The 22,556-nt window shown below is 67.7% G+C and carries 25 protein-coding genes; 13 read left to right on the top strand and 12 right to left on the bottom strand.

Translation table 11 applies throughout. The features are described from left to right. Positions 1-2 precede the first annotated feature (2 nt). Positions 3-1,376, bottom strand: coding sequence for an ABC transporter substrate-binding protein (locus NF4_RS29220; RefSeq protein ID WP_084533589.1), 1,374 nt, complete (start codon positions 1,374-1,376; stop codon positions 3-5). 342 nt (positions 1,377-1,718) lie between these two features. Between NF4_RS29220 and NF4_RS29225 the strand changes: the two genes are divergently transcribed. The 7 genes from NF4_RS29225 to NF4_RS29255 all read left to right on the top strand — a co-directional run bounded on the left by NF4_RS29225 (position 1,719) and on the right by NF4_RS29255 (position 7,520). Next, positions 1,719-2,249: a carboxymuconolactone decarboxylase family protein gene (locus tag NF4_RS29225; protein WP_063130609.1), complete on the top strand. Its 531-nt coding sequence runs from the start codon at positions 1,719-1,721 to the stop codon at positions 2,247-2,249. A 4-nt stretch (positions 2,250-2,253) separates the two neighbouring features. Continuing rightward, complete coding sequence (locus NF4_RS29230) at positions 2,254-3,516, top strand: aromatic ring-hydroxylating oxygenase subunit alpha (RefSeq protein ID WP_063130610.1); 1,263 nt, start codon at positions 2,254-2,256, stop codon at positions 3,514-3,516. Next, a complete protein-coding gene (locus NF4_RS29235) occupies positions 3,506-3,841 on the top strand; it encodes a hypothetical protein (RefSeq protein WP_063130611.1) in 336 nt (111 codons plus the stop codon). Before NF4_RS29230 ends, NF4_RS29235 begins: the two co-directional genes overlap by 11 nt. Position 3,842: 1 nt before the next feature. Beyond that, positions 3,843-5,081: a metal-dependent hydrolase family protein gene (locus NF4_RS29240; protein ID WP_063130612.1), complete on the top strand. Its 1,239-nt coding sequence runs from the start codon at positions 3,843-3,845 to the stop codon at positions 5,079-5,081. Then, positions 5,065-5,481, top strand: a complete 417-nt coding sequence (locus NF4_RS29245) for a nuclear transport factor 2 family protein (RefSeq protein WP_063130613.1) — start codon at positions 5,065-5,067, stop codon at positions 5,479-5,481. The genes NF4_RS29240 and NF4_RS29245 overlap by 17 nt, the downstream gene beginning before the upstream one ends. A gap of 71 nt (positions 5,482-5,552) precedes the next feature. Then, on the top strand, positions 5,553-6,641 hold the full coding sequence (locus NF4_RS29250) for an acyl-CoA dehydrogenase family protein (RefSeq protein WP_063130614.1): 1,089 nt from the start codon (positions 5,553-5,555) through the stop codon (positions 6,639-6,641). Positions 6,642-6,692: 51 nt separating this feature from the next. After that, positions 6,693-7,520, top strand: a complete 828-nt coding sequence (locus NF4_RS29255; protein ID WP_063130740.1) for an acyl-CoA dehydrogenase family protein — start codon at positions 6,693-6,695, stop codon at positions 7,518-7,520. A gap of 99 nt (positions 7,521-7,619) precedes the next feature. Here NF4_RS29255 and NF4_RS29260 read toward each other — a convergent pair whose 3' ends face one another. The 4 genes from NF4_RS29260 to NF4_RS29275 all read right to left on the bottom strand — a co-directional run bounded on the left by NF4_RS29260 (position 7,620) and on the right by NF4_RS29275 (position 11,185). Further along, a complete protein-coding gene (locus tag NF4_RS29260) occupies positions 7,620-8,159 on the bottom strand; it encodes an MTB12 C-terminal domain-containing protein (protein WP_232330702.1) in 540 nt (179 codons plus the stop codon). A 412-nt stretch (positions 8,160-8,571) separates the two neighbouring features. Continuing rightward, positions 8,572-9,081: an MTB12 C-terminal domain-containing protein gene (locus NF4_RS38180; RefSeq protein ID WP_063130741.1), complete on the bottom strand. Its 510-nt coding sequence runs from the start codon at positions 9,079-9,081 to the stop codon at positions 8,572-8,574. Positions 9,082-9,276: 195 nt separating this feature from the next. Further along, on the bottom strand, positions 9,277-10,065 hold the full coding sequence (locus NF4_RS29270) for an enoyl-CoA hydratase (RefSeq protein WP_063130616.1): 789 nt from the start codon (positions 10,063-10,065) through the stop codon (positions 9,277-9,279). Between the two features lie 124 nt (positions 10,066-10,189). Then, positions 10,190-11,185, bottom strand: a complete 996-nt coding sequence (locus NF4_RS29275) for an acyl-CoA dehydrogenase family protein (RefSeq protein ID WP_063130617.1) — start codon at positions 11,183-11,185, stop codon at positions 10,190-10,192. Positions 11,186-11,368: 183 nt separating this feature from the next. On the opposite strand from NF4_RS29275, the gene NF4_RS29280 reads away from it, so the two are divergent. From NF4_RS29280 to NF4_RS29295, 4 genes are read left to right on the top strand one after another with little or no spacing between them, the layout of a single operon-like run. Further along, on the top strand, positions 11,369-12,025 hold the full coding sequence (locus NF4_RS29280; protein ID WP_063130618.1) for a TetR/AcrR family transcriptional regulator: 657 nt from the start codon (positions 11,369-11,371) through the stop codon (positions 12,023-12,025). Between the two features lie 48 nt (positions 12,026-12,073). Next, positions 12,074-12,925, top strand: a complete 852-nt coding sequence (locus NF4_RS29285) for an acyl-CoA thioesterase (protein ID WP_063130619.1) — start codon at positions 12,074-12,076, stop codon at positions 12,923-12,925. Positions 12,926-12,960: 35 nt separating this feature from the next. After that, positions 12,961-14,043, top strand: a complete 1,083-nt coding sequence (locus tag NF4_RS29290) for an NAD(P)H-dependent amine dehydrogenase family protein (RefSeq protein WP_063130620.1) — start codon at positions 12,961-12,963, stop codon at positions 14,041-14,043. Continuing rightward, the gene (locus NF4_RS29295) at positions 14,040-14,237 is read left to right on the top strand and encodes a nuclear transport factor 2 family protein (RefSeq protein ID WP_063130621.1); all 198 of its coding nucleotides are present in this window, start codon (positions 14,040-14,042) and stop codon (positions 14,235-14,237) included. Before NF4_RS29290 ends, NF4_RS29295 begins: the two co-directional genes overlap by 4 nt. Here the strand turns inward: NF4_RS29295 and NF4_RS40160 are convergent. The 3 genes from NF4_RS40160 to NF4_RS29310 all read right to left on the bottom strand — a co-directional run bounded on the left by NF4_RS40160 (position 14,234) and on the right by NF4_RS29310 (position 16,986). Then, positions 14,234-14,764 carry a tetratricopeptide repeat protein gene (locus tag NF4_RS40160; protein WP_063130622.1) on the bottom strand — a complete coding sequence of 177 codons (531 nt, stop codon included), beginning with the start codon at positions 14,762-14,764 and terminating at the stop codon, positions 14,234-14,236. The genes NF4_RS29295 and NF4_RS40160 overlap by 4 nt on opposite strands. A 147-nt stretch (positions 14,765-14,911) precedes the next feature. Beyond that, the gene (gene meaB / locus NF4_RS29305) at positions 14,912-15,841 is read right to left on the bottom strand and encodes a methylmalonyl Co-A mutase-associated GTPase MeaB (protein ID WP_063130623.1); all 930 of its coding nucleotides are present in this window, start codon (positions 15,839-15,841) and stop codon (positions 14,912-14,914) included. After that, positions 15,838-16,986, bottom strand: coding sequence for a thiolase family protein (locus tag NF4_RS29310; protein ID WP_063130624.1), 1,149 nt, complete (start codon positions 16,984-16,986; stop codon positions 15,838-15,840). Before NF4_RS29310 ends, meaB begins: the two co-directional genes overlap by 4 nt. Positions 16,987-17,086: 100 nt before the next feature. Here NF4_RS29310 and NF4_RS29315 point away from each other — a divergent pair, with 100 nt between their 5' ends. Further along, on the top strand, positions 17,087-17,851 hold the full coding sequence (locus NF4_RS29315) for an SDR family NAD(P)-dependent oxidoreductase (RefSeq protein ID WP_063130625.1): 765 nt from the start codon (positions 17,087-17,089) through the stop codon (positions 17,849-17,851). Positions 17,852-17,988: 137 nt separating this feature from the next. Further along, a complete protein-coding gene (locus NF4_RS29320) occupies positions 17,989-18,747 on the top strand; it encodes an SDR family NAD(P)-dependent oxidoreductase (RefSeq protein WP_084533628.1) in 759 nt (252 codons plus the stop codon). Between the two features lie 50 nt (positions 18,748-18,797). On the opposite strand, the gene NF4_RS29325 is transcribed toward NF4_RS29320, so the two are convergent. From NF4_RS29325 to NF4_RS29340, 4 genes are all read right to left on the bottom strand, one after another. Beyond that, a complete protein-coding gene (locus NF4_RS29325; protein ID WP_232330704.1) occupies positions 18,798-19,448 on the bottom strand; it encodes an HAD family hydrolase in 651 nt (216 codons plus the stop codon). Continuing rightward, a complete protein-coding gene (locus NF4_RS29330) occupies positions 19,442-20,629 on the bottom strand; it encodes an MFS transporter (protein ID WP_063130626.1) in 1,188 nt (395 codons plus the stop codon). The genes NF4_RS29325 and NF4_RS29330 overlap by 7 nt, the downstream gene beginning before the upstream one ends. Before the next feature lie 552 nt (positions 20,630-21,181). Further along, positions 21,182-21,730 carry a hypothetical protein gene (locus tag NF4_RS29335; protein WP_063130627.1) on the bottom strand — a complete coding sequence of 183 codons (549 nt, stop codon included), beginning with the start codon at positions 21,728-21,730 and terminating at the stop codon, positions 21,182-21,184. A 57-nt stretch (positions 21,731-21,787) separates the two neighbouring features. Beyond that, a complete protein-coding gene (locus NF4_RS29340; protein WP_063130628.1) occupies positions 21,788-22,555 on the bottom strand; it encodes an enoyl-CoA hydratase/isomerase family protein in 768 nt (255 codons plus the stop codon). Between the last annotated feature and the right edge of the window lies 1 nt (position 22,556).

Here is a 22,556-nt window from a genome sequence, read left to right on the forward strand (position 1 = left end):
GATTACTTGACATCCGCCATGGTTTTACCGACATCCGCGAGCGTCAGCGGTTCCCCGTAGTTACCGGTGTAGCGGTAGGGCGGGGTGTTGCAGCGGAACAGTCCGTTGTCGGCACCGAATTCCGCGGGCTTCCAGCCGTCCGGCGTCGCCTGCATGACGTTGAAGCAGGTCGGCGGAGCGTCTTTGTTCGTGAGGTCGTTCGGACTGTGCAACCCGCCCCCGTTCCAGGCGTTCTCTTTCTGCGCCGCCTCGATCAGGCAGGTCCGGGTCAGGTCGGCGCCGCAGCTGCTCGCCGCTTTCGCGAACAGCAGCCAGGCCGAGAAAGCGCGGACGGCCGGGAGCGTGATCACCGCGTCCGGCGCGTACTTCGCATAGAGATCCTGCAACTGCCGCATGGCCTCCGATTCGCCGGCCAGCTGCGGCGGCACCACACCGCCCAGATCCACCAGGTTGTTCTGGTAACCCGCCGAGGGCCCGAGCAGCTCCACGTAGTCGGGCCGGAAAGCGTTGTTGTTCGGGTCGATCCAGTCGAGTTTGTAGTCCATCGAGGTCAGCTTCTCCTCGAGTTTGGCCAGCGGCGCGTCCTCGCCGTACCAGATCAGCCCGCGGACGCCGCTGTTCTTGATGGCCTGCGCGTAGGGCGTCCAGTCGGTCACCCCGCCCACCGGGTACAGCTCGTTGTAGATGACGTTGGCACCCATCGCCTTCAGCGATTCGACGGCCTTGTCACCGAGGACCTTGGTGACCGGGGAGTCGCCGTTGATGATCCCGACCGCGCCGGCCGACTGCGGGTAGGCCTCCTTGGTCAGCCACCGCCGGAAGGCGTTGTAGGGGTCGTAGTGGGCGTAGGTGCTGGGTGAGGGGATCACCTGCAGATCGGTGCCGAGGTTGGGCTGCTGGGAGACCTGTGCCGGGATATCGGGCAGGGTGCACTCGAGGCGTTCCTTCACGCCGAGTCCGTCGAGCCCGGCGCCGCCGCCCACCAGTGCGAAATCGGTCCGGCAGGCCTCCACCATCTTCTGGCGTACCGCCATCACCTTGGAATCGTGGGTCTGGGTGGTGATGGTGCGGCCGTTGATCCCGCCCGCGGCATTGCACCACGAGGTGAACACCTTCGCGGCGTCCACGAATTCCGGGTTCTTCGAATAGCCGACATCGGAGAAGACGCCGACGGTGATCTCGGTGTCGGTGACGCCCTGGGTCGGCGACCCGGAGGCGTCGCCGTCCTGGCAGACACCGGTCAGGTCCCCGAAATCGGCGACCACCGAATCACCGGACGAGGTGTTCTCGGTTTCGGTTCCGGTACGGCCTCCGCAACCGGCGGTGGCGAGCAATGCCACGGCGATCAGGCCGGCGGCTATTCGCTTCGGTCTCACGACGGTCCTTTCTGCGCCGGCCCCATCGGCCGGCCGATCGTGATCGGGCGGTACAGCGTCCGCCCGCGCACCGAGTTCCGCGGCGAGACTTCCCGGTCGGCCGGGGCGAATCCATAGCTCTCGGTGAATGAAAACTAGCTTCTCACTTATCGAGAATCAATATCCTGTTTTCCGGGCATCCCGGAGGTCCGAGGTCGGCGCGCACAGCGCCCGAACCCCGGCCGCACCCGGGCTACACAGTGGCCACGACCTGTCCGTAGACCCCCGCGTTGACTAACGGGCCGCCGCGTGGAAACCTGTTATCCGAAAGCGAGAATACCATTCTCATAGAGAGGAGGCGCGATGCGTGTACCGCCGCTACCCGCCGAAGAGTGGGACGACGAAGTCGACGCCGCGCTCCGGGTGATGCTCCCGCGCCGGCTGCGCAATCCCGAATCGGCGAGCAACGCCCTGTCGACACTGGTCCGGCATCCGGCGCTCACCAAGGCGTTCCTGACCCTGAACGTCCATCTGTTGTTCCGGTCGTCGCTGCCGGCCCGCCTGCGTGAGCTCGCGATCCTGCGGATCGCGCATCGGCGGGACTGTATCTACGAGTGGAACCACCACCGGGAAGCCGCGCTCGCGGAGGGCATCACCGCGGCCGAGATCGACGCGGTCCGGCGGGGCGAGGCCACCGCGGCGCTCGATCAGCTGATCCTGCGGGCGGTCGACGAGCTCGACGAGAAGTCGAATCTGTCCGATACCACCTGGGACGCGCTGTGCGCACACCTCGACGAACACCAGCGCATGGACCTGATCTTCACCATCGGCACCTACACCACGCTCGCCGCGGCCTTCAACACCTTCGGCGTCCGATCCGAGTACGAGAGGTAATCCCTTGGCACACTTCAACAAACCGGCAGCGGGTAGCTGGACCGAACATTACCCGGACCTGGGCACCGAGCCGGTCGACTACAGCGATTCCATCGACCCCGAGTTCTACGAGGACGAGCGCAACGCCATCTTTAAACGGACCTGGCTCAATGTCGGCCGGGTGGAGCGGCTGCCGCGCAAGGGCAGCTACTTCACCAAGGAGCTCTCCGCCGCGGGTACCTCGCTGATCATCGTCCGCGGCAACGACAATGAGATCCACGCCTACCACAACGTCTGCCGCCACCGCGGCAACAAATTGGTCTGGGACGATTTCCCCAACGAGGAGACCTCGGGCTTCTGCAAACAGTTCACCTGCAAATACCACGCCTGGCGCTACAGCCTCGAGGGCGAGCTGACCTTCGTCCAGCAGGAGAAGGAGTTCTTCGGCCTCGACCGCGCCGACTACGGCCTCAAGGATGTGCGCTGCGAGGTGTGGGAGGGGTTCATCTTCGTCAACCTCGACGCCGACGCCGAACCGCTGACCACCTTCCTAGGCCCGATGATCAAGGGCCTCGAGGGCTATCCGTTCCACGAGATGACCGAGGTGTTCGGTTACAAGGCCGAGGTCGGCAGCAACTGGAAGCTGTTCATCGATGCCTTCGCCGAGTTCTACCACGCGCCGATCCTGCACATGAAGCAGGCGGTCAAGGACGAAGCCGACAAACTCGCCGGCTATGGCTACGAGGCGCTGCACTACGACCTGCAACCCCCGCATTCGATGATCTCCTCCTGGGGCGGTATGGCGCCGCCCAAGGACCTGAACATGGTCAAACCGATCGAACGCGTACTGCGCAGCGGTCTGTTCGGCCCGTGGGACCGGCCCGATATCGAAGGCCTGGACCCGCTGCCCGTGGGCATCAACCCCAGCGGGCACAAGGCGTGGGGCGTGGACGAGTTCGAGATCTGGCCCAACTTCTCGCTGCTGTTCTGGGCGCCGGGCTGGTACCTCACCTACCACTACTGGCCGACCGCGGTGAACAAGCACATCTTCGAGGCCAACCTGTACTTCGTACCCGCGAAGAAGGCCCGGGAACGCCTGGCCCAGGAGCTGGCCGGGGTGACCTTCAAGGAATACGCGTTGCAGGACGCCAACACCCTCGAGGCCACCCAGACCATGATCGCGACGCGCACCGTCACCGATTTCCCGCTCAACGACCAGGAGATCCTGCTGCGCCACCTGCACAAGACCGCCCAGAAGAAAGTCGAGGAGTACCGCAATGGCAACTGAGTCGAAACTGCCCGCCGAATTCGCCGATCTGGCGCGGTTCGAGGACTGGATCCTGCCCACCGAACCCGAGCGTTACGCCAAACGGCTGGCCTCCACGATGCCGGAGATGCAGGAGTTCTACGACGCGGGAATGGCGCGGCTCGAGGACGCCATCGCCTACTGCGACCGGTTCGACCTCGACGATCTGCCCGATGACGCCCGCAATCTGTTCCATCTGATGCAGTCGCTGGTGATGGCCTCGTTCCCGGTGGAGGTGTGGAAGCAGCCGCGGGTGCCCGACAGTGGCGCCGCCTATCTCGACATCGTGCGGGAGCCGGTGGTGTGACGTGCTGACGCTGCGAGCCGCCGGGCTGCTCGATGTGGATACCGGCGAGATCGTCCGGCCCGGCATACTGCGCGTCGAGGGTGATCGGATCGTCGGGGTCGGAGGCGTAGGTGCCGGGGTGGCGGTGGGCGAATCCAGCGACGAGATCGTCGAACTGGGCGATCTCGTCCTGCTGCCGGGGTTGATGGATATGGAGGTCAACCTGCTGATGGGCGGCCGGGGCGAAACCGGCCTGACCTCCTCGGTGCAGGACGATCCGCCGCTGCGCATGTTGCGCGCGGTGGGCAATGCCCGGCGGACCCTGCGCGCCGGGTTCACCACCGTGCGCAACCTCGGTCTCTTCGTGAAAACCGGCGGCTACCTGCTGGACGTGGCGCTCGGCAAGGCCATCGACGCGGGCTGGATCGACGGCCCGCGTATCGTGCCCGCCGGGCACGCCATCACCCCGACCGGCGGGCATCTCGACCCGACCATGTTCTCCGCGTTCGCGCCGGATGTGCTGAAGCTGACGTTGGAGGAGGGGATAGCCAACGGCGTCGACGAAGTACGCAAGGCGGTCCGGTACCAGATCAAACACGGTGCCCAGCTGATCAAGGTCTGTGTGTCCGGCGGGGTGATGTCGCTGACGGGCGCGCCCGGTGCCCAGCACTATTCGACCGAGGAACTGCGGGCGATCGTGGACGAGGCGCACCGGCGCGGCCTCCGGGTGGCCGCCCACACCCACGGCGCGGACGCGGTCAAGGAGGCGGTCGGGGCCGGGATCGACTGTATCGAGCACGGGTTCCTGGTGGACGACGAGGCCATCGACCTCATGGTCCGCGAAGGCACCTACCTGGTGCCGACCACCCGGCTCGCGGACGCCATGGATGTGTCCAAGGCGGCGCCGGAACTCCAGGCGAAGGCCGCCGAAATGTTCCCCCGGGCCCGCACTTCGGTGAAGGCGGCGTTCGACGCCGGCGTGAAGATCGCGGTCGGCACCGATGCACCGGCCATCCCGCACGGCCGAAACGCCGACGAATTGGTGGCACTGGTCGAGCGCGGCCTGGATCCGCTGTCGGTGCTGCGCGCGGCCACGGTCACCGCGGCCGAACTGATCCAGGTCGACGATCGCGGCCGGTTGGCCGAGGGACTGCTGGCGGATGTGATCGGTGTACCCGGCGATCCGCTGGCCGATATCACCGTCACCCAGCAGGTGCGGTTCGTGATGAAAGGCGGGAAGGTCTATGGCGGCAACCGATGACCTGATCGAGATCCAGCAACTACTCGCCCGCTACGCGGTGACCATCACCAAGGGTGATATCGACGGTCTGATCGGCGTGTTCACCCCCGACGGCACCTACAGCGCGTTCGGCGACACCTACACCCTCGACGTGTTCCCCGAACTCGTGGACGCCGCCCCCAAGGGCCTGTTCCTCACCGGCACCCCACTGATCGAACTCGACGGCGATACCGGTACCGGGACCCAGCCGCTGTGCTTCGTGGAGCATTCCAGACACGATATGCGGATCGGCTACTACAGCGATACCTATCTGCGCACCGAGCAGGGCTGGCGGTTGCGGACCCGCGCCATGACCTTCATCCGGCGCAGCGGCATCCACGATTCCGGTATCCCGCACGCCTTCGAGCGGCCGGCGGTATGAGCGAGTCAGGCCCGGAGGCGGAAGCGAAGCGTAACCACGCAGGGCCCTCGCGCATACCCGATGGACACAGCTTGAAAGTCGAGGAGTTCCGGTCGGGTTTGCGCGCCTGGCTGGACGAGCACGACCTCTCCGCCGGACCGGAGCCCGGTTTCGACGCCCAGGTCGCGCAGCTGGCCCGGGTCCGGCGGGCGCTCTACGACGGCGGCTGGATGCGGTACGGCTGGCCGGAGAGCGTCGGCGGCCTCGGCGGCGAACCGCTGCTGCGGGCGGTGCTCGGTGAGGAGGTCGCCACCCGCGGCCTGGCCGAACCGGGTATCTACTCCATGGTCGAGGTGCTCGCCCCCACCATGATCTCCTATGCCCGGCCCGAACTGGCCGCGCGGATGGTGCCCCGGCTCCTCGACGGCAGCGAACAGTGGTGCCAGGGCTTCTCCGAACCGGGTTCGGGCTCCGATCTGGCCTCTCTGCGCACCCGGGCCGACCGGCGGGGGACGGACTGGGTGATCAACGGCCAGAAAGTGTGGACCAGCCTCGCGCAGTTCGCCGCCCGCTGTGTCCTGCTGACCCGCACCGGCCCGGGACACGACGGCATCACCGCGTTCTTCGTCGATATGGACACGCCGGGGATCACCGTACGACCGCTGCGCACCATGCACGGCGTCGACGAATTCGCCGAGGTGTACTTCGACGAGGTGGTGGTGGGCGCCGAGCGGATGCTCGGCCGGCCCGGCGACGGTTGGCGGGTCGCCATGGATCTGCTGCCGTACGAGCGCTCCACTTGCTTCTGGCATCGCATCGCCCACCTGTTCACCCGGCTCGACCGGGTCCTGGATCAGACCGCCGCCGGTGACGACGCCGATCTCGGCGCCGCCTACCTGGCGCTGCACACCGTGCGCAGCCGGTCCCGGGCCACCCAGCGGCGGCTGGCCGGCGGTGCCGCGCTGGGACCCGACACCTCCATCGACAAGGTGCTGCTGGCGACCGCGGAGCAGCAACTGTTCGATACCGCGCGCGACCTGCTCCCGGGTGTCGTCGAACTCGACGAGACCGAATGGCGCTCGGAATTCCTGTATTCGCGCGCGGCGACCATCTACGGCGGCACCGCCGAGATCCAGCGCAACATCATCGCCCGCCGCCTGCTCGACCTGGGGAAGGAGTGAGCGGTGGACGCCGACGAACAGATTCTGCTCACCGATACGCTCCGCAAGACGATGAGCGCGACCACCGGCGCCGGCCTGTATCCGGCGCTGTGCGGCCTGGGCTGGCATGACCTGCTCACCGGTCCCGCCGATTCCGCCGAGATCGCCGTCCCCCTGGTCTTCCGGCTACTCGGGGAGACCGGCACGCACGCCCCGCTGCTCGACGATGTGATCGCGCACGCGGCGGGCCGGCCGCTCGGTGAGCGGACACCGCTACCGTTCACCGGCGGCACCTGGGTGCGCTGGGCCGATGAACGACCCGCGGGCGCACCGAAGCTCGTCGATCCCGAACTGCCGTTGGCACCTGCGAACGACACCACCGGGGCAGCCGCGGCACTGCCGGGCGCGGCGACGAACGCAGCCCGCCGGGCACTGGGCTGGTGGCTGGTGGGGTCGGCGCGGGCCATGCTCGAACTGGCCCGCCGGCACGCGCTCGAGCGGCATCAGTTCGGCAGGCCGGTGGCGGGGTTCCAGGCCGTCCGGCATCGCCTGGCCGAATCCCTGGTGGCCGTCGAGGGCGCGGAGGCCACGCTGGCGGTATCGCCCGGCGATGCCCACCACCCGGTGCATCCGGACCTGCACCGTCCCCGCCCCGAGGATTCCGAGGCGCTGGCCGCGCTGCTGGCGAAGGCCGCCGCGGGCCGGGCGGCGTTGCTGACGGCCCGGCATTGCCAGCAGGTGCTGGGCGGTATCGGCTTCACCGCGGAGCACGAGTTCCATCGGCACTACAAGCGAGCTCTGGTCCTCGACGGACTGTTCGGCAGTACCCGGGAACTCACCCGGGAGGCCGGCGCGATTCTCCGCGATCTGGGGTACGCACCGCGGCTGGCGCATCTGTGAATCGCCGTTTCGCCCTGGTCGGCGCACCAGGGCGGTGGCTCGGCGGCCCGGTTCGACGACGCCCGTACGGGGGTTCCGGCTACCGGGTCGCCGGTGGGTTCAGGCGCAGGCCTGCGATACTCCCCCGGAGATCGCGACCAGGCCGCACATGGTGGTGGCCGCTATCTTCCAGCCGTCCGCCTCGCGGACCGCGTGGCCGACCTGTCCGTCCACCACCGGACTTCCGGAAATACTGAGGGTGAAACGTAATTCGGCTTTTCCGGGCTGGGCCGGTACCACATCGGTGATCTCCACCGTGGTGAGTGCCGTGCGGATATGATTCGCCATTCCCGAGATCTCGGTTTCGAAATCCGCACCGCGCTCCACCAGAGCGATACGGTCGGCGGTGGAGGTGGCCGGGGCGAAGAATGTCGTGTAGGCGCCCACTATTGCGGCATTCGCGGCGGCCGGCGAATCGGCCACCGCGACACCGGCATCGGCTGCCGTCGCCGACTTCTCGCCCGCTCCGGGAGTTTCCGCGGCGGGTAGCACATAACAGTTGTCCGGGCCGAGAAAATTGCCGCAGCCGGTGGCCGCGGTCAGGGCGAGCGCGATCCCGCCCGCGGCAGCAATACGCGCTACCCGGTGTCTTCGTGACATCGATTCGTCTTTCTGCAGAGTGATCAAGCGCAGCTCCGGAAAACGTGGTTCGCCGCAGATGCCGCGGCGAGCTTAGCTCGGGACACCCTGGGGTACGGCGGAATTCGGAGCATTTGAACGGAGAGAAATCCGGTAAACAACCGCCGCGTCGGCCGCCGACCCGGGGCATGCGGGACCATCGTCGACCCCCGACCCCGACGTGACTTCTTCTCGGCCCCCACAACCCCCGCCACCCGCCGCGCCTTCGGCACTCCAGAGACACCCCGACCGACCACAGCGGGCCCGGGCGGCGTACCGATACCGCGCAATCGATACACGGCACCCGAGCCCGGTGAAGCGCCCACCGCGCGGTATCACCGTCATCGGGAGGGAGATTCCGATGACGGACACAGCGACTCCCGGCGAGCGACGATCAGCTACACGCCGGATTCGGCTCGCCGCTGCCCTGAACGGCCAGCAGCGAACAGAACGTCATCGCCGCGACCTTCCAGGTATCGCCCTCCTCGATCGCCTGCCCGGACTGGTCCGGCAACACCGGGTTTCCGCCCAGCAGCAGGGTGTAGGTGACATCCGCGGTCTTGTCGTCGACGAGCTGTACCGCCGAGACGGTCACACTCGTTCCGGAGGCCCGGGGGTCGGCGGCCATACCCGCGAGCATCGGCGCGAACGCGTCACCCTTCTCGACGAGCCCCGCCCGCGTGGCGGCCGGCGCCTTCCCGTCGAAGAAGGTGACGAACGCGTCGGTGATCTCCTTCTGGACCTCCGGTGAAGCCGAGGCGGGCGCGGCCGAACCGGCGGCGGCCGGGGCCGAGGTGGTGGCGGCGGCATCGTCGGTGGAATCACCGCAGCCCATGACGGCCGTGGCCGCCAGTGCCATCAGGCCGATGAGCGCGGCACTACGCCGGGTTCTACTGGAACGCATGGCGGAAACCTTTCCGATGAACACGTCGATTCGTTGTCCATCAGGGAAATTCGGAAACAGGGTTCCGGGCTGTCGTAATCGGTTACGCTACCCGTGTCGAAGAATCCCTGACCGCCGGTTTCCTTTTCGGTGATCACTTCCCGATATCGGGGGATCGATACCGCGGCGAACGGTTCGATCCCCCGAGTGGCAGATCTACTCGATATTCGATTTCATCTGTTCGAGGTCGACCAGAATCGGATAGCCGCTCACACTCAGCGCGTTTCCGTGTCCGGTGGAATGGATATCGAAAACCGATTGCACCGCCGCGTAGAAACCCTGGACGTCCAGTGTCTGGTTGACCGCCCGTTTCGCCTGGCGCAATCCGAACGGCGGCATCTTCGCGATCCGGGCCGCCAGCTCCGCGGTTTTGGCCGGTAGTTCCGCCAGCGGGACCACCGTGTTCACCATGCCGGTCTGCGCGGCCTCCTGCGCGGTCACCGCGCGGCCGGTGAACAGGATCTCCTTGGCCTTGCGTGGCCCGAGTTCCCAGGTGTGCCCGTGATACTCGACGCCGCCGATTCCCATCATCGCCACCGGATCGGAGAAGAGCGCGTTGTCGGCGGCGATGATGAGATCACACGGCCAGCACAGCATCAGCCCGCCCGCGATACACCGGCCCTGGACCGCCGCGATCGACGGTTTGGGCACATTGCGCCACCGCAGCGTGTACTCCAGGTACCGCCGGCTCTCGGTCTGATAGATCCAGTCGAGGGTGATCTTCTCCGGTTTCGGCCAGCTGTCGTCCTTGAGATCGTGGCCGGCCGAGAAATGCTTACCGGCAGCGTTCAGGACGATGACCACCACATCGTCGTCGGTGGCCGCCCGCGTCCAGGCGGCATCGAGTTCGTCGAGCAGCGCCGAGTTCTGGGCATTGGCGGCCTCGGGCCGGTTCAGCGTGATCGTCGCGATCTTGTCGGCGACCTCGTAGTCGATATACGACAAAGCAGTACTCCTCGGTTCCGGGTGCGCCGGGCACGGGCCCGGCGCGGGTCTTCCGCTTACTGCGCCGCTCGCGGCCGCCGGAACGCCCGGTCGCCGCGGGGACGCGATCCCATGGCGTCGCCGATCATCGTGCGGCGAGGTATTCCGCGGCGACCACCGCGCGATGCCGCGCCGCCCCGCCGAACAGCAGCTCACCGGCCTTGGCCCGCTTGATCGCGAACTGCAGATCGTTTTCCCAGGTGAAACCCATGGCCCCGAACAACTGCACCCCGTGGCGGAACACCGTCGACTGGCATTCACCCGCCGCCGCTTTGGCCATCGCGGCCGCCAGCCTGCGCCGCGGATCGTCCCCGGCCAGGCACAGCGCCGCGAAATACGCGAGTGCCCTGGCTCGTTCGATGGCCAGATGCATATCGGCCGCCTTGTGCTGGACCGCCTGGAACGCGCCGATGGCGGTATCGAACTGATGCCGGGTGCGGATGTGCTCGAGCACCATGTCGAGGACCCGCTGGCAAGCGCCCACCGTGGTCAGCGCCAGACCCGTCAGCGCCACCTGGCGGGCGCGTTCGGGATCGGCGGCGGTACGGTCGCCGTCGGTGACCCGTACCGCGTCGAAGGTGACCTCGGCCAGATGCAGCACCGGATCGAACGCGGCGGTCCGCCGGGCGGTGACGGCATGCGCGGGGACCACGAACACACCGGCTTCGGTGACCACCGCGAGACGATCGCAGCGGTCGCCGTCCAGGACCGGAGCGGCGCTGCCGTCGAGCAACCAGCCGTCGCCGTCGCGGGTCGCGGTGATCCCCTCGAACACCGCGGCGCCGATGCCATCGGCGGTGGCCGAATCCCCGGCCAGCGGCGCGAACTGGGTCATGGTGGCGAGATAGGGTGTGGGATCGGTCGCCCGGCCCAGCCCTTCGAGCACGATACCGAGTTCCACGGTCGCTTCCGGTTCCACGAGTTCGGTCCAGCCGAGTTCGACGTAGGTCTTCCACAGCCGGCCCGGATCCGCACCGGCGTCCACGATTTCCCGGATCACCGCGGGTGGGCACTCCTTCGCGGTGACTTCCCGGACCGTATCGCGTAGCAGCCGTTGATCGGCATCGAACTCGAAGAGCATCCGGGCTGCCTCCTGTGGCGGGGTTGCGTTACATTCAGGAGAATAGCATTCTCTTGAGATGAAATTAATAGTCTCCTCAGTGGTGCGAACATGGGACGTGCCTGCCCAGACATGGGACGTTCTCCGGTACAGTGCACTCATGTTCTCCACAGATGGGATCGATGGGATCGGACGGGCCATCCGGTGACCAGCCCGAGCGAAGAACCGGCCTGGAAGCAGCGCGCCGTCGAGCGCTCGATCCGCACCGCGAAGCTACGCGCGGAACAGCGGGTCCAGCGTTTCCTCGATGCCGCCCAGGCGATCATCACCGAAAAGGGCACCACCGATTTCACCGTCCAGGAGGTCGTGGATCGGTCGAAACAGTCCCTGCGCAGCTTCTACCTGCAGTTCGACGGTAAGCACGAACTGCTGCTGGCCCTGTTCGAGGACGCCCTGAGCCGGACCGCCGAACAGATCCGCGCGGCCGCGGCGGGTAAGGACAACGCCCTGGAACGGCTACAACTGGCCGTGGAACTCCTCTACGAACTGTGCCGCCCGGATCCGACCGCGCAGCGCCCGCTGTTCACCGATTTCGCGCCACAACTGCTGGTCAGCCACCCGGCCCAGGTCAAGGTCGCGCACACTCCACTGCTGGCGCTGTTCACCGAACTCATGATCGACGCCGACAAGGCCGGACTGCTGCGCAGCGAGGTCAACCCGCGGCGGATGGCGGCCATGGTGATGCAGACGGTCATGTTCACCGCGCAGTCCAACGGCGGTATCGACGACGAGACCGCGAATCCCATCTCCGCCGAGGAGATCTGGGAATTCTGCGCCCGGGGCTTCGCGCACGCCGACTGAGCGAGAATAACGTTCTCTAATTCAGAGAAACAGGCTTACACTCGGTGTATGCCCGATCTCTGGACCGACCTTCTCGCCTGCATGGACCTACGGCTGCGGCCGACCGCGCCGCAGACCGGCGACGACGACGCGCCCGCCGCCGACCCCCAGGCCACCCTCTCGGTGTTCGAGGGCCCCAATCAGCAACTCGAGTACCACCGCTTGTTCGGCGGCCAGCTGCTGGCGCAGTTCCTGCGCGCGGCGTTTTTCGCCTGCCCGGACAAGGCCGTGAAATCCGTGCACGTGATCTTCGCGCGCGAAGGTAAGAGCGATGCCCCGGTGTACTACGTGGTCCAACCGCAGCACCGCGGCCGCTCCTTCGCGACCCTCACCATCGTCGCGCGCCAGAAGGGCGATGTGATCGCCACCGCGCTGGTCTCCATGACCGCGATGGAGGACGGCCGGCAGAGCCAGGAGATCGCCGCACCGTCGCCGCTGCCGGGACCCGAGCACCGGATCGAGATCGGGCTCATCCCGTGGGAGACCCGCTCGCTGACCGATCTGAGCGATAAATCGGCGGGCCCGGCCGAATACGACCTGTGGATGCGCACCCCCGAGGTCGGGCCCGAACTCGCCCCCGGATTGGTCGCCTACGCGACCGACCTGAACGTGATCGGTACGGTGCTGCGCCAGCTCGACGGTTTCGAGCACAGCGGCAACGGCACCGAATTCACCTCGGCCACCACTTCGCACACCCTCTGGTTCCACCGGCCGTTCCGCAGCGACGACTGGCTGCTGCTGCGGCATCACGGCACGGTCCTGGCCCACGGTCGCGCCTACGGACGCGGCGACGTCCTCACCACCGACGGCACCCTGGTGGCCTCGTTCGCGCAGGAAGCCCTGCTGCGTTTCCGTCCTTGACCGGCGGGTACCGCACTCCACGGACGGAGAATCCGATGCAACCCGACACCCCGACCTCCGCCGCCGGACGTGACCCCGGCGGCCCGTACCGGGTCGCCCAATGGGCCACCGGCACCATCGGCCGGCGCTCCCTGCGCGCGGTCGTCGCACATCCGGATCTCGAACTGGCCGCGCTGTATTCGCAGTCGCCGGACAAGTTCGGGCGCGACGCCGCCGATCTCTGCGGCCTGGACACACCGACCGGAATACGGGCGACCGCCGATATCGAGCAGATCCTGGCGCGGCGTCCCGACTGCGTGCTCTACATGCCGCAGACCTGCGATATCGACGAGGTGTGCGCGATACTGGCCGCGGGTACGAATATCGTCACCACCGTCGGCCTGTTCCATCACCCGCCCAGTATGGATCCCGGGATCCGGGCCCGGGTGGAGACGGCCTGCGCGGCCGGCGCCGCCTCGATCCACAGCACCGGCAGCAGCCCGGGGTTCATCACCGAGGCGGTACCGCTGGTACTCGCCTCGATCCAGCGGCGGCTCGACTCGCTGGCCATCGCGGAATACGCCGACCTCTCCCAGCGGAACTCGCCGGGCATCCTGTTCGACATCATGGGATTCGGCAGTCCCCCGGCGGATTTCGCGCGGGCGCGACTCGACCATCTCCGCGACAGCTTCGGACCGTCGCTGCGGTTGCTCGCCGACGGGATCGGCCTACCCCTCGACGAGGTCACTGCGGAGGGTGCGGTCGCGACCGCGGGGCACACGTTCGAGATCGCCGCGGGCACCATCGAGAAAGGCACGGTGGCGGCCCAGCGCATCACGATCGCCGGACAGCGCGCCGGGCACACCGTGGTGTCCTTCCGGGCCGTCTGGCATTGCGGTGCCGAGGCCGAAACCGGCTGGGATATCCGCCCCACCGGCTGGCATCTTTCGGTGCGCGGGGACGCTCCGCTCGAGATCGATATGGTGTTCCCCTTCCCACTCGCCGAGATGGCCGAACACTCCCCCTCCTATACCGCCAACCGCGCGGTCAACGCCGTCGCGCCCGTCTGCGCGGCGCCACCGGGCATCCGCACGGTATCGGACCTGCCGGCTATCACTGCGAACCTGGGACGGCCATGAACGACCACGAAGCACTGCGCGCGCTCAAAGCCCGCTATTTCCGCCTGATGGATACCAAGGACTGGTCCGGGTTCCGGGCGCTGTTCGGTTTCGGGCACTACCACGAGACCTACGCCAAGATCGATGGCGAGTGGCGCATCCGAACCCAGCGACTGACCCGTCTGCACACGGACTACCGGCCCGCAGGCACCTAGAACCCAGGACAGCAGGACGAATTCCGGGTCCGGATACGAGATCGAGGACCACGAACCGGGCCTCCGCTGGTCGGGTTACCGCTGCGTGGATCGTCGGGGCGAAGGCCGGCCACGGCGCGCCGTAACCAGATCTCGGCCTCCTCGGTTCGCCCTCGCTTGTTCAGGAGGCGCGCTACGGCGTACATCGCATGATGGTCGCCACCGCGCACAGAACGCCGGAACCAGGCTTCGGCCTCCTCGATCGCGCCTCTTCCCTCCAGCATGACCGCGAGGTTGTACATCGCCGCGCGGTGGTCGGCGGCGACAGCTCGGCGATACCACCTCTCGGCCTCGGCGGTCTTCCCTCTTTTCTCCAGCAGGATCGCGAGGTGGTGCATTGCCTCGGCGACACCTGCCTCGGCCGCGCGGCGGACCCGAGTTTCGGTGTCGACGGTGTTGCCCCGGTTTTCCAGTAACACAGTGAGTTCCCCCATCGCTGTGGCCGCGCCGGCGTCGGCTGACCGGCAGCGGCGTTGCTCGCCGGTCATCGACCGGCTGTTCGGCGCCGACACAGACCTATGGTGCCGGAGCACTACGACAGGCTTCGCCCATCGAGTAATGCCGCTAGTCCGGTGCGATGAGAAGTCCGGGCACGAACGAGGCCGGGGTGTGCCCCTCAGCAGCTTCTGCGCAGATCACTCGGCAGTGACGCCGATGGTGGGCCGGTCCCCTGTACGGACCGGCCGCAGCAGCCGGTCGACGGCGGTATAGGGGTCGCATTCACCCGCGCCCACGGCGTCGGCCAGGGCGCCGAGTCCGGGATGGACACGTAATCGACTGTAGGCGAGTGACAGGATCTGTGCCCGGGCCCGGGCGGCACGGCGCTGGGCGGTATCGGCGCGATGGTGGGCGCCGACGGCGTCGACCAGTTCGCGGATACCGGTGCCGTTCGCCGCGACAGCCGTGAGAATCGGGACATCGGATTCGGCGCGCAGCTCACGTACCGTCTGCTCGGCCCCGTCCCGGTCGGCCTTGTTCACCACCAGGATATCGGCCACTTCGAGCAGCCCCGCCTTCGCGGCCTGGACAGCGTCCCCGGCACCCGGAGTGAGGACCACAACGGTCGGGTCCGCCACGGCGGCGATTTCGATCTCGGACTGACCCACCCCGACCGATTCGATGACGACCAGGTCGTAGCACAGCGCGGCCAGCAGCCGGATCGCCGCGGGCACCGCTGCCGACAGTCCGCCCAGATGCCCGCGGGTCGCCATCGACCGGATCAGCACCTGCGGATCGTCGATATGGGCGGCCATACGGATCCGGTCACCGAGCAGCGCGCCGCCGCTGTACGGCGAGGACGGATCGACGGCAAGCACGGCGATCCGGAGACCCTGTGCGCGATAGTTGCTCACGACCGCCGCGATGGTGGTCGACTTCCCGGCGCCCGGCTGGCCGGTGAAACCCAGCACCCGGATATGCGCCGGTTCCAGCAACCGCAGCACCTCGTCGCGGGCCGGCCCCTCGATCAGGGTGAGCAACCGGCCCGCCGCGCGCACCGATCCGGTGCGCGCGGCGGCGATCAGTTCCGCCGGGGACCTGCCCCCGGCGGCACCGTTGCCGGTCACGGCGCGGCGACCTCGAGCACGGTTGCCGAACCCATTCCCCCACCGGCACACATGGCCACGATCGCCAGGCCGCCGCCGCGGCGGCGCAGTTCGTGGACCGTGGTCACGATCATGCGCGCCCCGGTGGCCGCCACCGGATGCCCGAGCGAGCAGCCGCTGCCGTTGACGTTGACCAGATCCGGGTCCAGGTCCAGGGCGCGCACGGCCGCGACGGGGACGGACGCGAACGCCTCGTTGATCTCGAAGAGTTTCACGTCGGCGAGCGAGATACCGGCTTTACGCGCGGCTTTCGTGATCGCCTCGATCGGCGCCAGGCCGGTGTCGGCCGGGTCCACCCCCACCGATGCCCAGGACCGGATGGTGGCCAGCGCCGGCAGACCCAGTTCGTCACTGGCGACGGTGAGCAGCGCGGCCCCGTCGTTGGCGCCCGCCGCATTGCCCGCGGTGATCGAGAACCCATCGATCTCGGGGTGCAGCACCTTCAGCGAGGCGAGCTTTTCCAGGGTGGTCGTCCGCCGCGGATGCTCGTCGACCGCGAACTGTCCGAAGGGCGTATCGATCGGCACCACCTCGTCGTCGAAACGTCCCTCGTCGATCGCCGCGATCGCATTGCGGTGCGAGCGCAGCGCCCAGGCGTCCAACTCCTCCCGGGAGATACCGGATTTCACCGCGGCGTTCCAGCCCACGGTGATCGACATGTCCAGGTTCGGCGCGTCCGGCCGATCCGGATGCGACGGCGAGGTCCACGGATCGGCCCATTCGTCGGGTCCCACCCGGAACCGCGCCTTCGGCGCGGTGGAATCGGCATTGACCCCACCGGCCAGCACCAGCCGGTCCATCCCGGCCCGGATACCGGCCGCCGCCGTCTGCACCGCCGCCATACCTGCCGCGCAGTGGCGGTTGTGCGCCAGTCCGGGCACCCCGGTCAGCCCGGCGGTGATCGCCGCGTGCCGGGCGATCACCCCGCCGCCGTAGCGGCCCTCGCCGAGGATCAGATCGTCGATGGGCGCGTCGGTCTCGAGCTGTTTGGTCGTCGCCTCGACCACGTGATGGGCCAGGTCGAAGGCAGTGGTTTCACGCAGCGTGCCCTTGACGGCGGTCCCGATCGGGGTGCGCAGCGCGGATACGATCACGGCTTCAGGCATCAGTTCTCTCCAGTTTCCCCCACGTCGACGATCTTGCCGATATGCATGAGAATAGTATTCTCTCAATCTGAGAGGGATAATCGCAAGAGAGGGTAGCGTCATGCAGATCGAGGGAAGTTCGGCGATCGTCGTCGGGGGCACGGGTGGACTGGGCGAGGCCACGGTCCGGCGGCTGCACGCGGCCGGCGCCAAGGTCGTGGTGGCCGATGTCGCCGACGACAAGGGCAAGGAACTGTCCGACGAGCTCGGTATCCGCTATGTGCACACCGACGCCACCAGCGAGGACTCGGTGCGAGCCGCCGTCGAGGAGGCGAAATCCCTCGGACCGCTGCGTATCTCGGTCGACACCCACGGCGGCCCCGCCGCCGGCGGGCGGCTGGTGGGCAAGGACGGCACCCCGCTGGCCCTCGACGGGTTCCGCACCACCATCGAGTTCTATCTGGTCGCGGTGTTCAACGTCATGCGCCTGTCCGCCGCCGCGATCGCCGAATCCGAACCCACCGCGGAAGGTTCGCGCGGCGTGATCGTCAACACCGCGTCGGTCGCCGGCTACGAGGGGCAGATCGGTCAGCTCCCCTACTCCGCGGCGAAAGGCGGCGTGATCGGGATGACCCTGGTCGCGGCCCGCGATCTGTCCCCGCTCGGTATCCGGGTGGTGACCATCGCCCCGGGCACGTTCAACACCCCCGCCTACGGCAAAGCCGCGGACCAGCTCGAACAGTACTGGTCGCCGCAGATCCCGTTCCCGAAACGGATGGGCCGCTCGCCGGAGTACGGGCAGCTGGTGCAGTCGATCGTGGAGAACGACTATCTCAACGGCGAGGTCATCCGCCTCGACGGTGCCCTGCGGTTCCCACCGAAGTGAGCGAGCCGACCGAACCGGGTCGTGCGGCGGCCGGGTCGACCGGCACGGGACTGTCCGCGTCGTCCGCGCGATCCCCGGCAAAGGACGGCCGGGCCGAGGACTCCGCACCGGCGGCGCGCGCTGGTGGCGATACCCGCATCTCCCGCGACGGCAAACCGCTGACGGGAAAGGTCGCCTTCGTGGCCGGGGCCAGTCGCGGCATCGGCGCCGCGATAGCAGCGACTCTGGCCGCGCAGGGTGCGTCGGTCGCGGTGGCGGCCCGCTCCGAGGAAACAGGCCGGGTTCCCGGAACCATCCACGAGGTGGCCGGGCGGATAGCCGCCGCGGGCGGACGGACACTGCCGGTGCCCTGCGATGTCACGCACGAGGAATCGGTACAGGCGGCACTGGCGGCCACTGTCACCGAACTCGGCGGTATCGACATCCTGGTCGCGAATGCCGGGGTGCTGTGGCTGGGGCCCGTCGAGAGCACCACGCTGAAGCGCTGGCAGCTGTGCCTGGATGTGAACCTCACCGGTGTCTTCCTGGTGACCCGGGAGGCGATCCCGTACATCCGGTCCCGCGGCGGAGGTTCACTCATCGCGGTCACCACCACCGGCGTGAACATGACGGACCGCGGGTCCAACGCCTACTGGGTGTCCAAGGCCGCGGTCGAACGCCTCTACCTCGGCCTGGCCGCCGACCTGCGGCCGGACAATATCGCGGTGAACTGCCTGAGCCCCTCCCGGGTGGTCCTCACGGAGGGCTGGCAGGCCGCGGGTGGCGGCGAGATCCCGGCCGACATGGTGGAACCGCCGGAAACGATGGGACGGGCCGCGGCACTGCTCGCGGCGCAGGACGGTGCCGGCATCACGGGCACCGTCCAGCGCTCGGAAACGCTGCTCGCCACCGGGTGATTCCGGCTTCAGCGCCGTATACGTGATGGCGTTGCGGCCGTCGCGGTTCCCTATGGAATACGGTTCGGTGCCGGTGGGCCGACGCGTTCTTCGATATCGGCGGGCGAGCCGGTGTAGTGGAGAACGCGCAGACCGAGGCGTGCGGCGGCGTGGCAGTTGTCGGCCAGATCGTCGACGAACAGGACCCGGCCGGGATCGTGGACACCGGTGGCGGCGAGAGCTTTTCGGTAAGTGTCCGGATGGGGTTTGTTCAGGCCCAGCCGGGCCGAGTAGAGGGCGTCGGTCAGCACACCGCGCCAGTCGGACGCATCGAGGGCGTCACTCACCGGATGGGGTGCGTTGGAGAGCAGCACCATGGGCAGACCTGCCCGCCGGGCGCGGTGGAGCAGTGCCACGACGCGGTCGTCGGTCCGAGTCCACAGCGCCGTGTCGACCGCACGCAACCGGGTGAGCAGCCGAGGTTGCGGGTGATGGCCGAGCACGGCGCTCCAGAAGTCCGCGTCGTCGAACTCGCCGGAGTCGTAGGGTTCGCGGGCGCTCCAGAACACGCTCCGGAAGCGCTCGACCTCGTCGGCCGGCCATCCGGCGAGTTCGGCGAGCCCGCACCACATGGGCATTGTGGGTTGCAGGCCGATCACACCGTTGTAGTCGAAGATGACCGCGTCGATTTCGCCGGGTGAGTCGAATGTTGTGTTCAACACCGGTTCTCCAGTGCTCGATGGGACAGGACAGCCACGACCGCGGCGAGCGCGACGGGCAGCAACAGGGCGCCGGACAGGGTGGTCACGGTGGCCAGCGCACCGACCAGTGCCGGGCCGGCGAGGAGACCGAGGTAGCCGGTCACGGCTACAGCGGCGACCGCCCGGGGGCCGCCCGTTCCGGCGGCGGTGAACAGAGAGGGAATGGTCACCGACAGGCCCAGTCCGAAAACGGCCCAGCCCGCCAGCGCAAACGGAGCAGCGGTGATCGCCACCCCCGCGAGGAGCCCGGCGGCGGCCAGCATCGCGCCCGTCCGAACTACTCGCTGCGCACCGAATCGCGCGATGAGTCGATCGCCGACGAGACGTCCGCCGGCGATGGCCGCGCTGTATCCGGCATAGGACGCGGCAGCGACAGCGGGGGAAGCATGCAGCCCGGTGAGGTGGACTGCCGACCAATCGGCGGCAGCGCCCTCACCGAGCAGACACGCAGCGGCCAGCAAGCCCAGCAACCAGACCCGGGACCGGGAGAGTACGGGCGGATCCCCCTGCCTGGTGGTTTCCGCCGGGTCGATATCGGCCGCCGGCGAATCGACGCAGCGGGTCACCGGCGCCGCCGCCGCCGTGGCCGTGATCACCACGACCGCGGTGACGCCGAAAACGTACATATGCGACTGGTGGGCGACGAGGACAGCGAGCACCGCCCCGCCCAGCGCACCCAGACTGTAGGCCGCATGCATGCCCGACATGATCGGACGCCCGTAGTCTTGCTGGCACCGAACCGCGGCGGCGTTCAACGCGACGTCCAGCACGCCGTGCGCGGCCCCGAAGAGCAGCGCCGCGGCGGCGAGCTCGAGCGGAGTCCGGCCGGTACCGAGCAACGCGAGACTTGCGGCGAGACCGATGGCACTGCCCGTCAACAGCTGGGAAGAGCGGGCGATTCCGGCGGACCGGCCACCGACGTGGAGACCCGCGACCATGCCGACGGCGGCAGCGAGCAATACCGCGGCCAGTCCGGCGGTATCCAGTCCGGCGGACTTCTGAACAGCGGGGATGCGGGTACCCCAGACTGCCATCACCACGCCGAGTCCGGCGAAGTATCCGGTCAGCACGCTTCGATTTCGCGCGAGTACGCCGGGTGAACCACGCTCGCCCGTCGAGGTCGGCGCGACGGTGTGTGTCATAGAAGCTCCATCCGTGCTGCCGCCGGCTTTCGCGGTAGGAGGCAACCGCGTAATCGGCCGCAGGCGGGTATGACAGTCGCCGCCTCCTGCCACAACGAAAGAGGCGCGCAAACTATGGATCGAAGAGACATTCCGCGGAACGAAGGCTGAATGTGATGAGCGACGCTGCACCAACAAAGCGGAAAATTACCAGCAGTCCGGGGAGGCGACCACTCGGGAATGATCTAGGTGATCTGCTCCACAAAGTGGTGTGCGCAGGTCTGATTCGGCCGAGGCGGCGTCGGATCCGGATGGTCACGGCACGGTCCGGAGGCGAGCACGGCGCGTGTGGGCAGTTTGTGGCGGCAGTGCTCGCTCAGCAGCGGCAGGAGTCTTGCTCGGGCCGGAGGGGAAGGCCGGGGCGAGCGCGACCACCAATCGCCGCAGCACCATTCGAACAGCAGCGGCCCGGTCGAACCCGATATCGGTAAGCCCTCGCCGAAAATTGTCACCGATCTCCGGTGTCCAATAGATCTACGGGTTCTTTGCAGTGTGGCTTTGTGCCGCGGGAAATCAATCGCCGGACGGCCGATAGGTGTCGCGGGAAGCATCGAACACCAGACCGGTGGTATCGATGAAATCGGCCAATCGGTGCTCCGGCGTCCGGACTGTCACGCCCTTGAACTCGGCATCCACCACCACCCGCAGCCGGTCGATATCTGCCCAGTCGTCCTCATCGTTCACTTTGACTCGATCCACCTCGCACCAGCCCAAATGGATCACAAATCGCACCGTCGTTCCCACCTGATGCAGCGCCTGAATGCGCACATAGTCGAAATTGCTGTGTTCGCCGTCGAAGAGGTAGGCCTCGATCGGCTCGCCGAACTCTTCGCATTCGGCCTGCGCGCCTTCGAGTTCACGCCACGACGACACGGCGAATGGGATCCACTCGATGTGGAACTGCACCCCGGATCTCCCGTCCGGGTAGCCGTCGAAGTAGATGCTCCACGTCAGTTCCGGCGCACCGGTCGCCCCGTTCTCCGACAGAACTCCTTCCCAGGTCGATTCGGTGACCGGTCGGAATTCCGGCCACGGGTGGTACTCGCAGGCTGGTGTGTCCATTCGCTCAGCATAGGGAACGGAATATGAACGGCCACTGCGGTATTCGACCGCCGGAAGCTACTTCTTCCCGGAGTTGAGCCGGGCGATCGTCGCCTGGAAATCGTCGGTCTGGAACGACTGATACTCCGCGGTGGTGGCGTAGTCCAGGGTGGCCGCCACCGATTTCTCGAGCTGGATGTTCAGCACCCGTTTGGTCGCTTCCACCGCTTGGCGGGGCATTTCCGCGATCCGCTTCGCACAGGTCAGCGCCTCGGCCAGCGGGTCGGCCACCACATGATTGGCCAGGCCCATCTCCCGCGCGCGTTCCGCCGAGATGCGCGCGCCGGTGAGCGCGTACTCCTTGGCCAGCAGCAGACTGGTGTGCAGCGGCCAGGTCAGCGGCCCGCCGTCGGCGGCGACCAATCCGACCTGAACGTGCGGATCCGCGAGATAGGCGGTTTCGGCGATGTAGACGATATCGCTGAGCGAGACCAGGCTGCAGCCGAGACCGACCGCGGGACCGTTGACCGCGGCGACCACCGGAACCCGGCAGCGCGCCATTCCGAGCACGATATCGCGACCGTGCGCGATGGTTTTCTCGCGCAGCACCGTATCGCGGCCCAACTCCTCGAGGTAGGTGAAATCACCACCCGCCGAGAAGGCCTTACCGGCACCGGTGAGCACCGCCGCCCGGGCGTCGTGATCCTCTGCCAGGCGAGGCCACAGCCGGGCCAGCCCGGTGTGCAGCGCATCGTCCACGGCATTGAGCGCGTCCGGGCGATTGAGGGTGATGATCCGCAGCGGACCATCGGCGCGGACGTCGATTTCCGGTGGCATATCGTACATT

Origin of the sequence: Nocardia fusca NBRC 14340 (assembly GCF_001618425.1) — a bacterium.
Taxonomy (GTDB): Bacteria; Actinomycetota; Actinomycetes; order Mycobacteriales; family Mycobacteriaceae; genus Nocardia; species Nocardia fusca.

What these genes read in the sequence shown, in the direction of transcription:
- NF4_RS29290 (WP_063130620.1), top strand. Translation starts at nt 12,961, where the DNA reads ATGCAACCCGACACCCCGACCTCCGCCGCCGGACGTGACCCCGGCGGC.
- NF4_RS29330 (WP_063130626.1), bottom strand. Translation starts at nt 20,629, where the DNA reads ATGACACACACCGTCGCGCCGACCTCGACGGGCGAGCGTGGTTCACCC.
- NF4_RS29245 (WP_063130613.1), top strand. Translation starts at nt 5,065, where the DNA reads ATGGCGGCAACCGATGACCTGATCGAGATCCAGCAACTACTCGCCCGC.
- NF4_RS29295 (WP_063130621.1), top strand. Translation starts at nt 14,040, where the DNA reads ATGAACGACCACGAAGCACTGCGCGCGCTCAAAGCCCGCTATTTCCGC.
- NF4_RS29225 (WP_063130609.1), top strand. Translation starts at nt 1,719, where the DNA reads ATGCGTGTACCGCCGCTACCCGCCGAAGAGTGGGACGACGAAGTCGAC.
- NF4_RS29260 (WP_232330702.1), bottom strand. Translation starts at nt 8,159, where the DNA reads ATGTCACGAAGACACCGGGTAGCGCGTATTGCTGCCGCGGGCGGGATC.
- NF4_RS29315 (WP_063130625.1), top strand. Translation starts at nt 17,087, where the DNA reads ATGCAGATCGAGGGAAGTTCGGCGATCGTCGTCGGGGGCACGGGTGGA.
- NF4_RS29340 (WP_063130628.1), bottom strand. Translation starts at nt 22,555, where the DNA reads ATGTACGATATGCCACCGGAAATCGACGTCCGCGCCGATGGTCCGCTG.
- NF4_RS29285 (WP_063130619.1), top strand. Translation starts at nt 12,074, where the DNA reads ATGCCCGATCTCTGGACCGACCTTCTCGCCTGCATGGACCTACGGCTG.
- NF4_RS29235 (WP_063130611.1), top strand. Translation starts at nt 3,506, where the DNA reads ATGGCAACTGAGTCGAAACTGCCCGCCGAATTCGCCGATCTGGCGCGG.
- NF4_RS29310 (WP_063130624.1), bottom strand. Translation starts at nt 16,986, where the DNA reads ATGCCTGAAGCCGTGATCGTATCCGCGCTGCGCACCCCGATCGGGACC.
- NF4_RS40160 (WP_063130622.1), bottom strand. Translation starts at nt 14,764, where the DNA reads ATGACCGGCGAGCAACGCCGCTGCCGGTCAGCCGACGCCGGCGCGGCC.
- NF4_RS29255 (WP_063130740.1), top strand. Translation starts at nt 6,693, where the DNA reads ATGAGCGCGACCACCGGCGCCGGCCTGTATCCGGCGCTGTGCGGCCTG.
- NF4_RS29275 (WP_063130617.1), bottom strand. Translation starts at nt 11,185, where the DNA reads ATGCTCTTCGAGTTCGATGCCGATCAACGGCTGCTACGCGATACGGTC.
- NF4_RS38180 (WP_063130741.1), bottom strand. Translation starts at nt 9,081, where the DNA reads ATGCGTTCCAGTAGAACCCGGCGTAGTGCCGCGCTCATCGGCCTGATG.
- NF4_RS29335 (WP_063130627.1), bottom strand. Translation starts at nt 21,730, where the DNA reads ATGGACACACCAGCCTGCGAGTACCACCCGTGGCCGGAATTCCGACCG.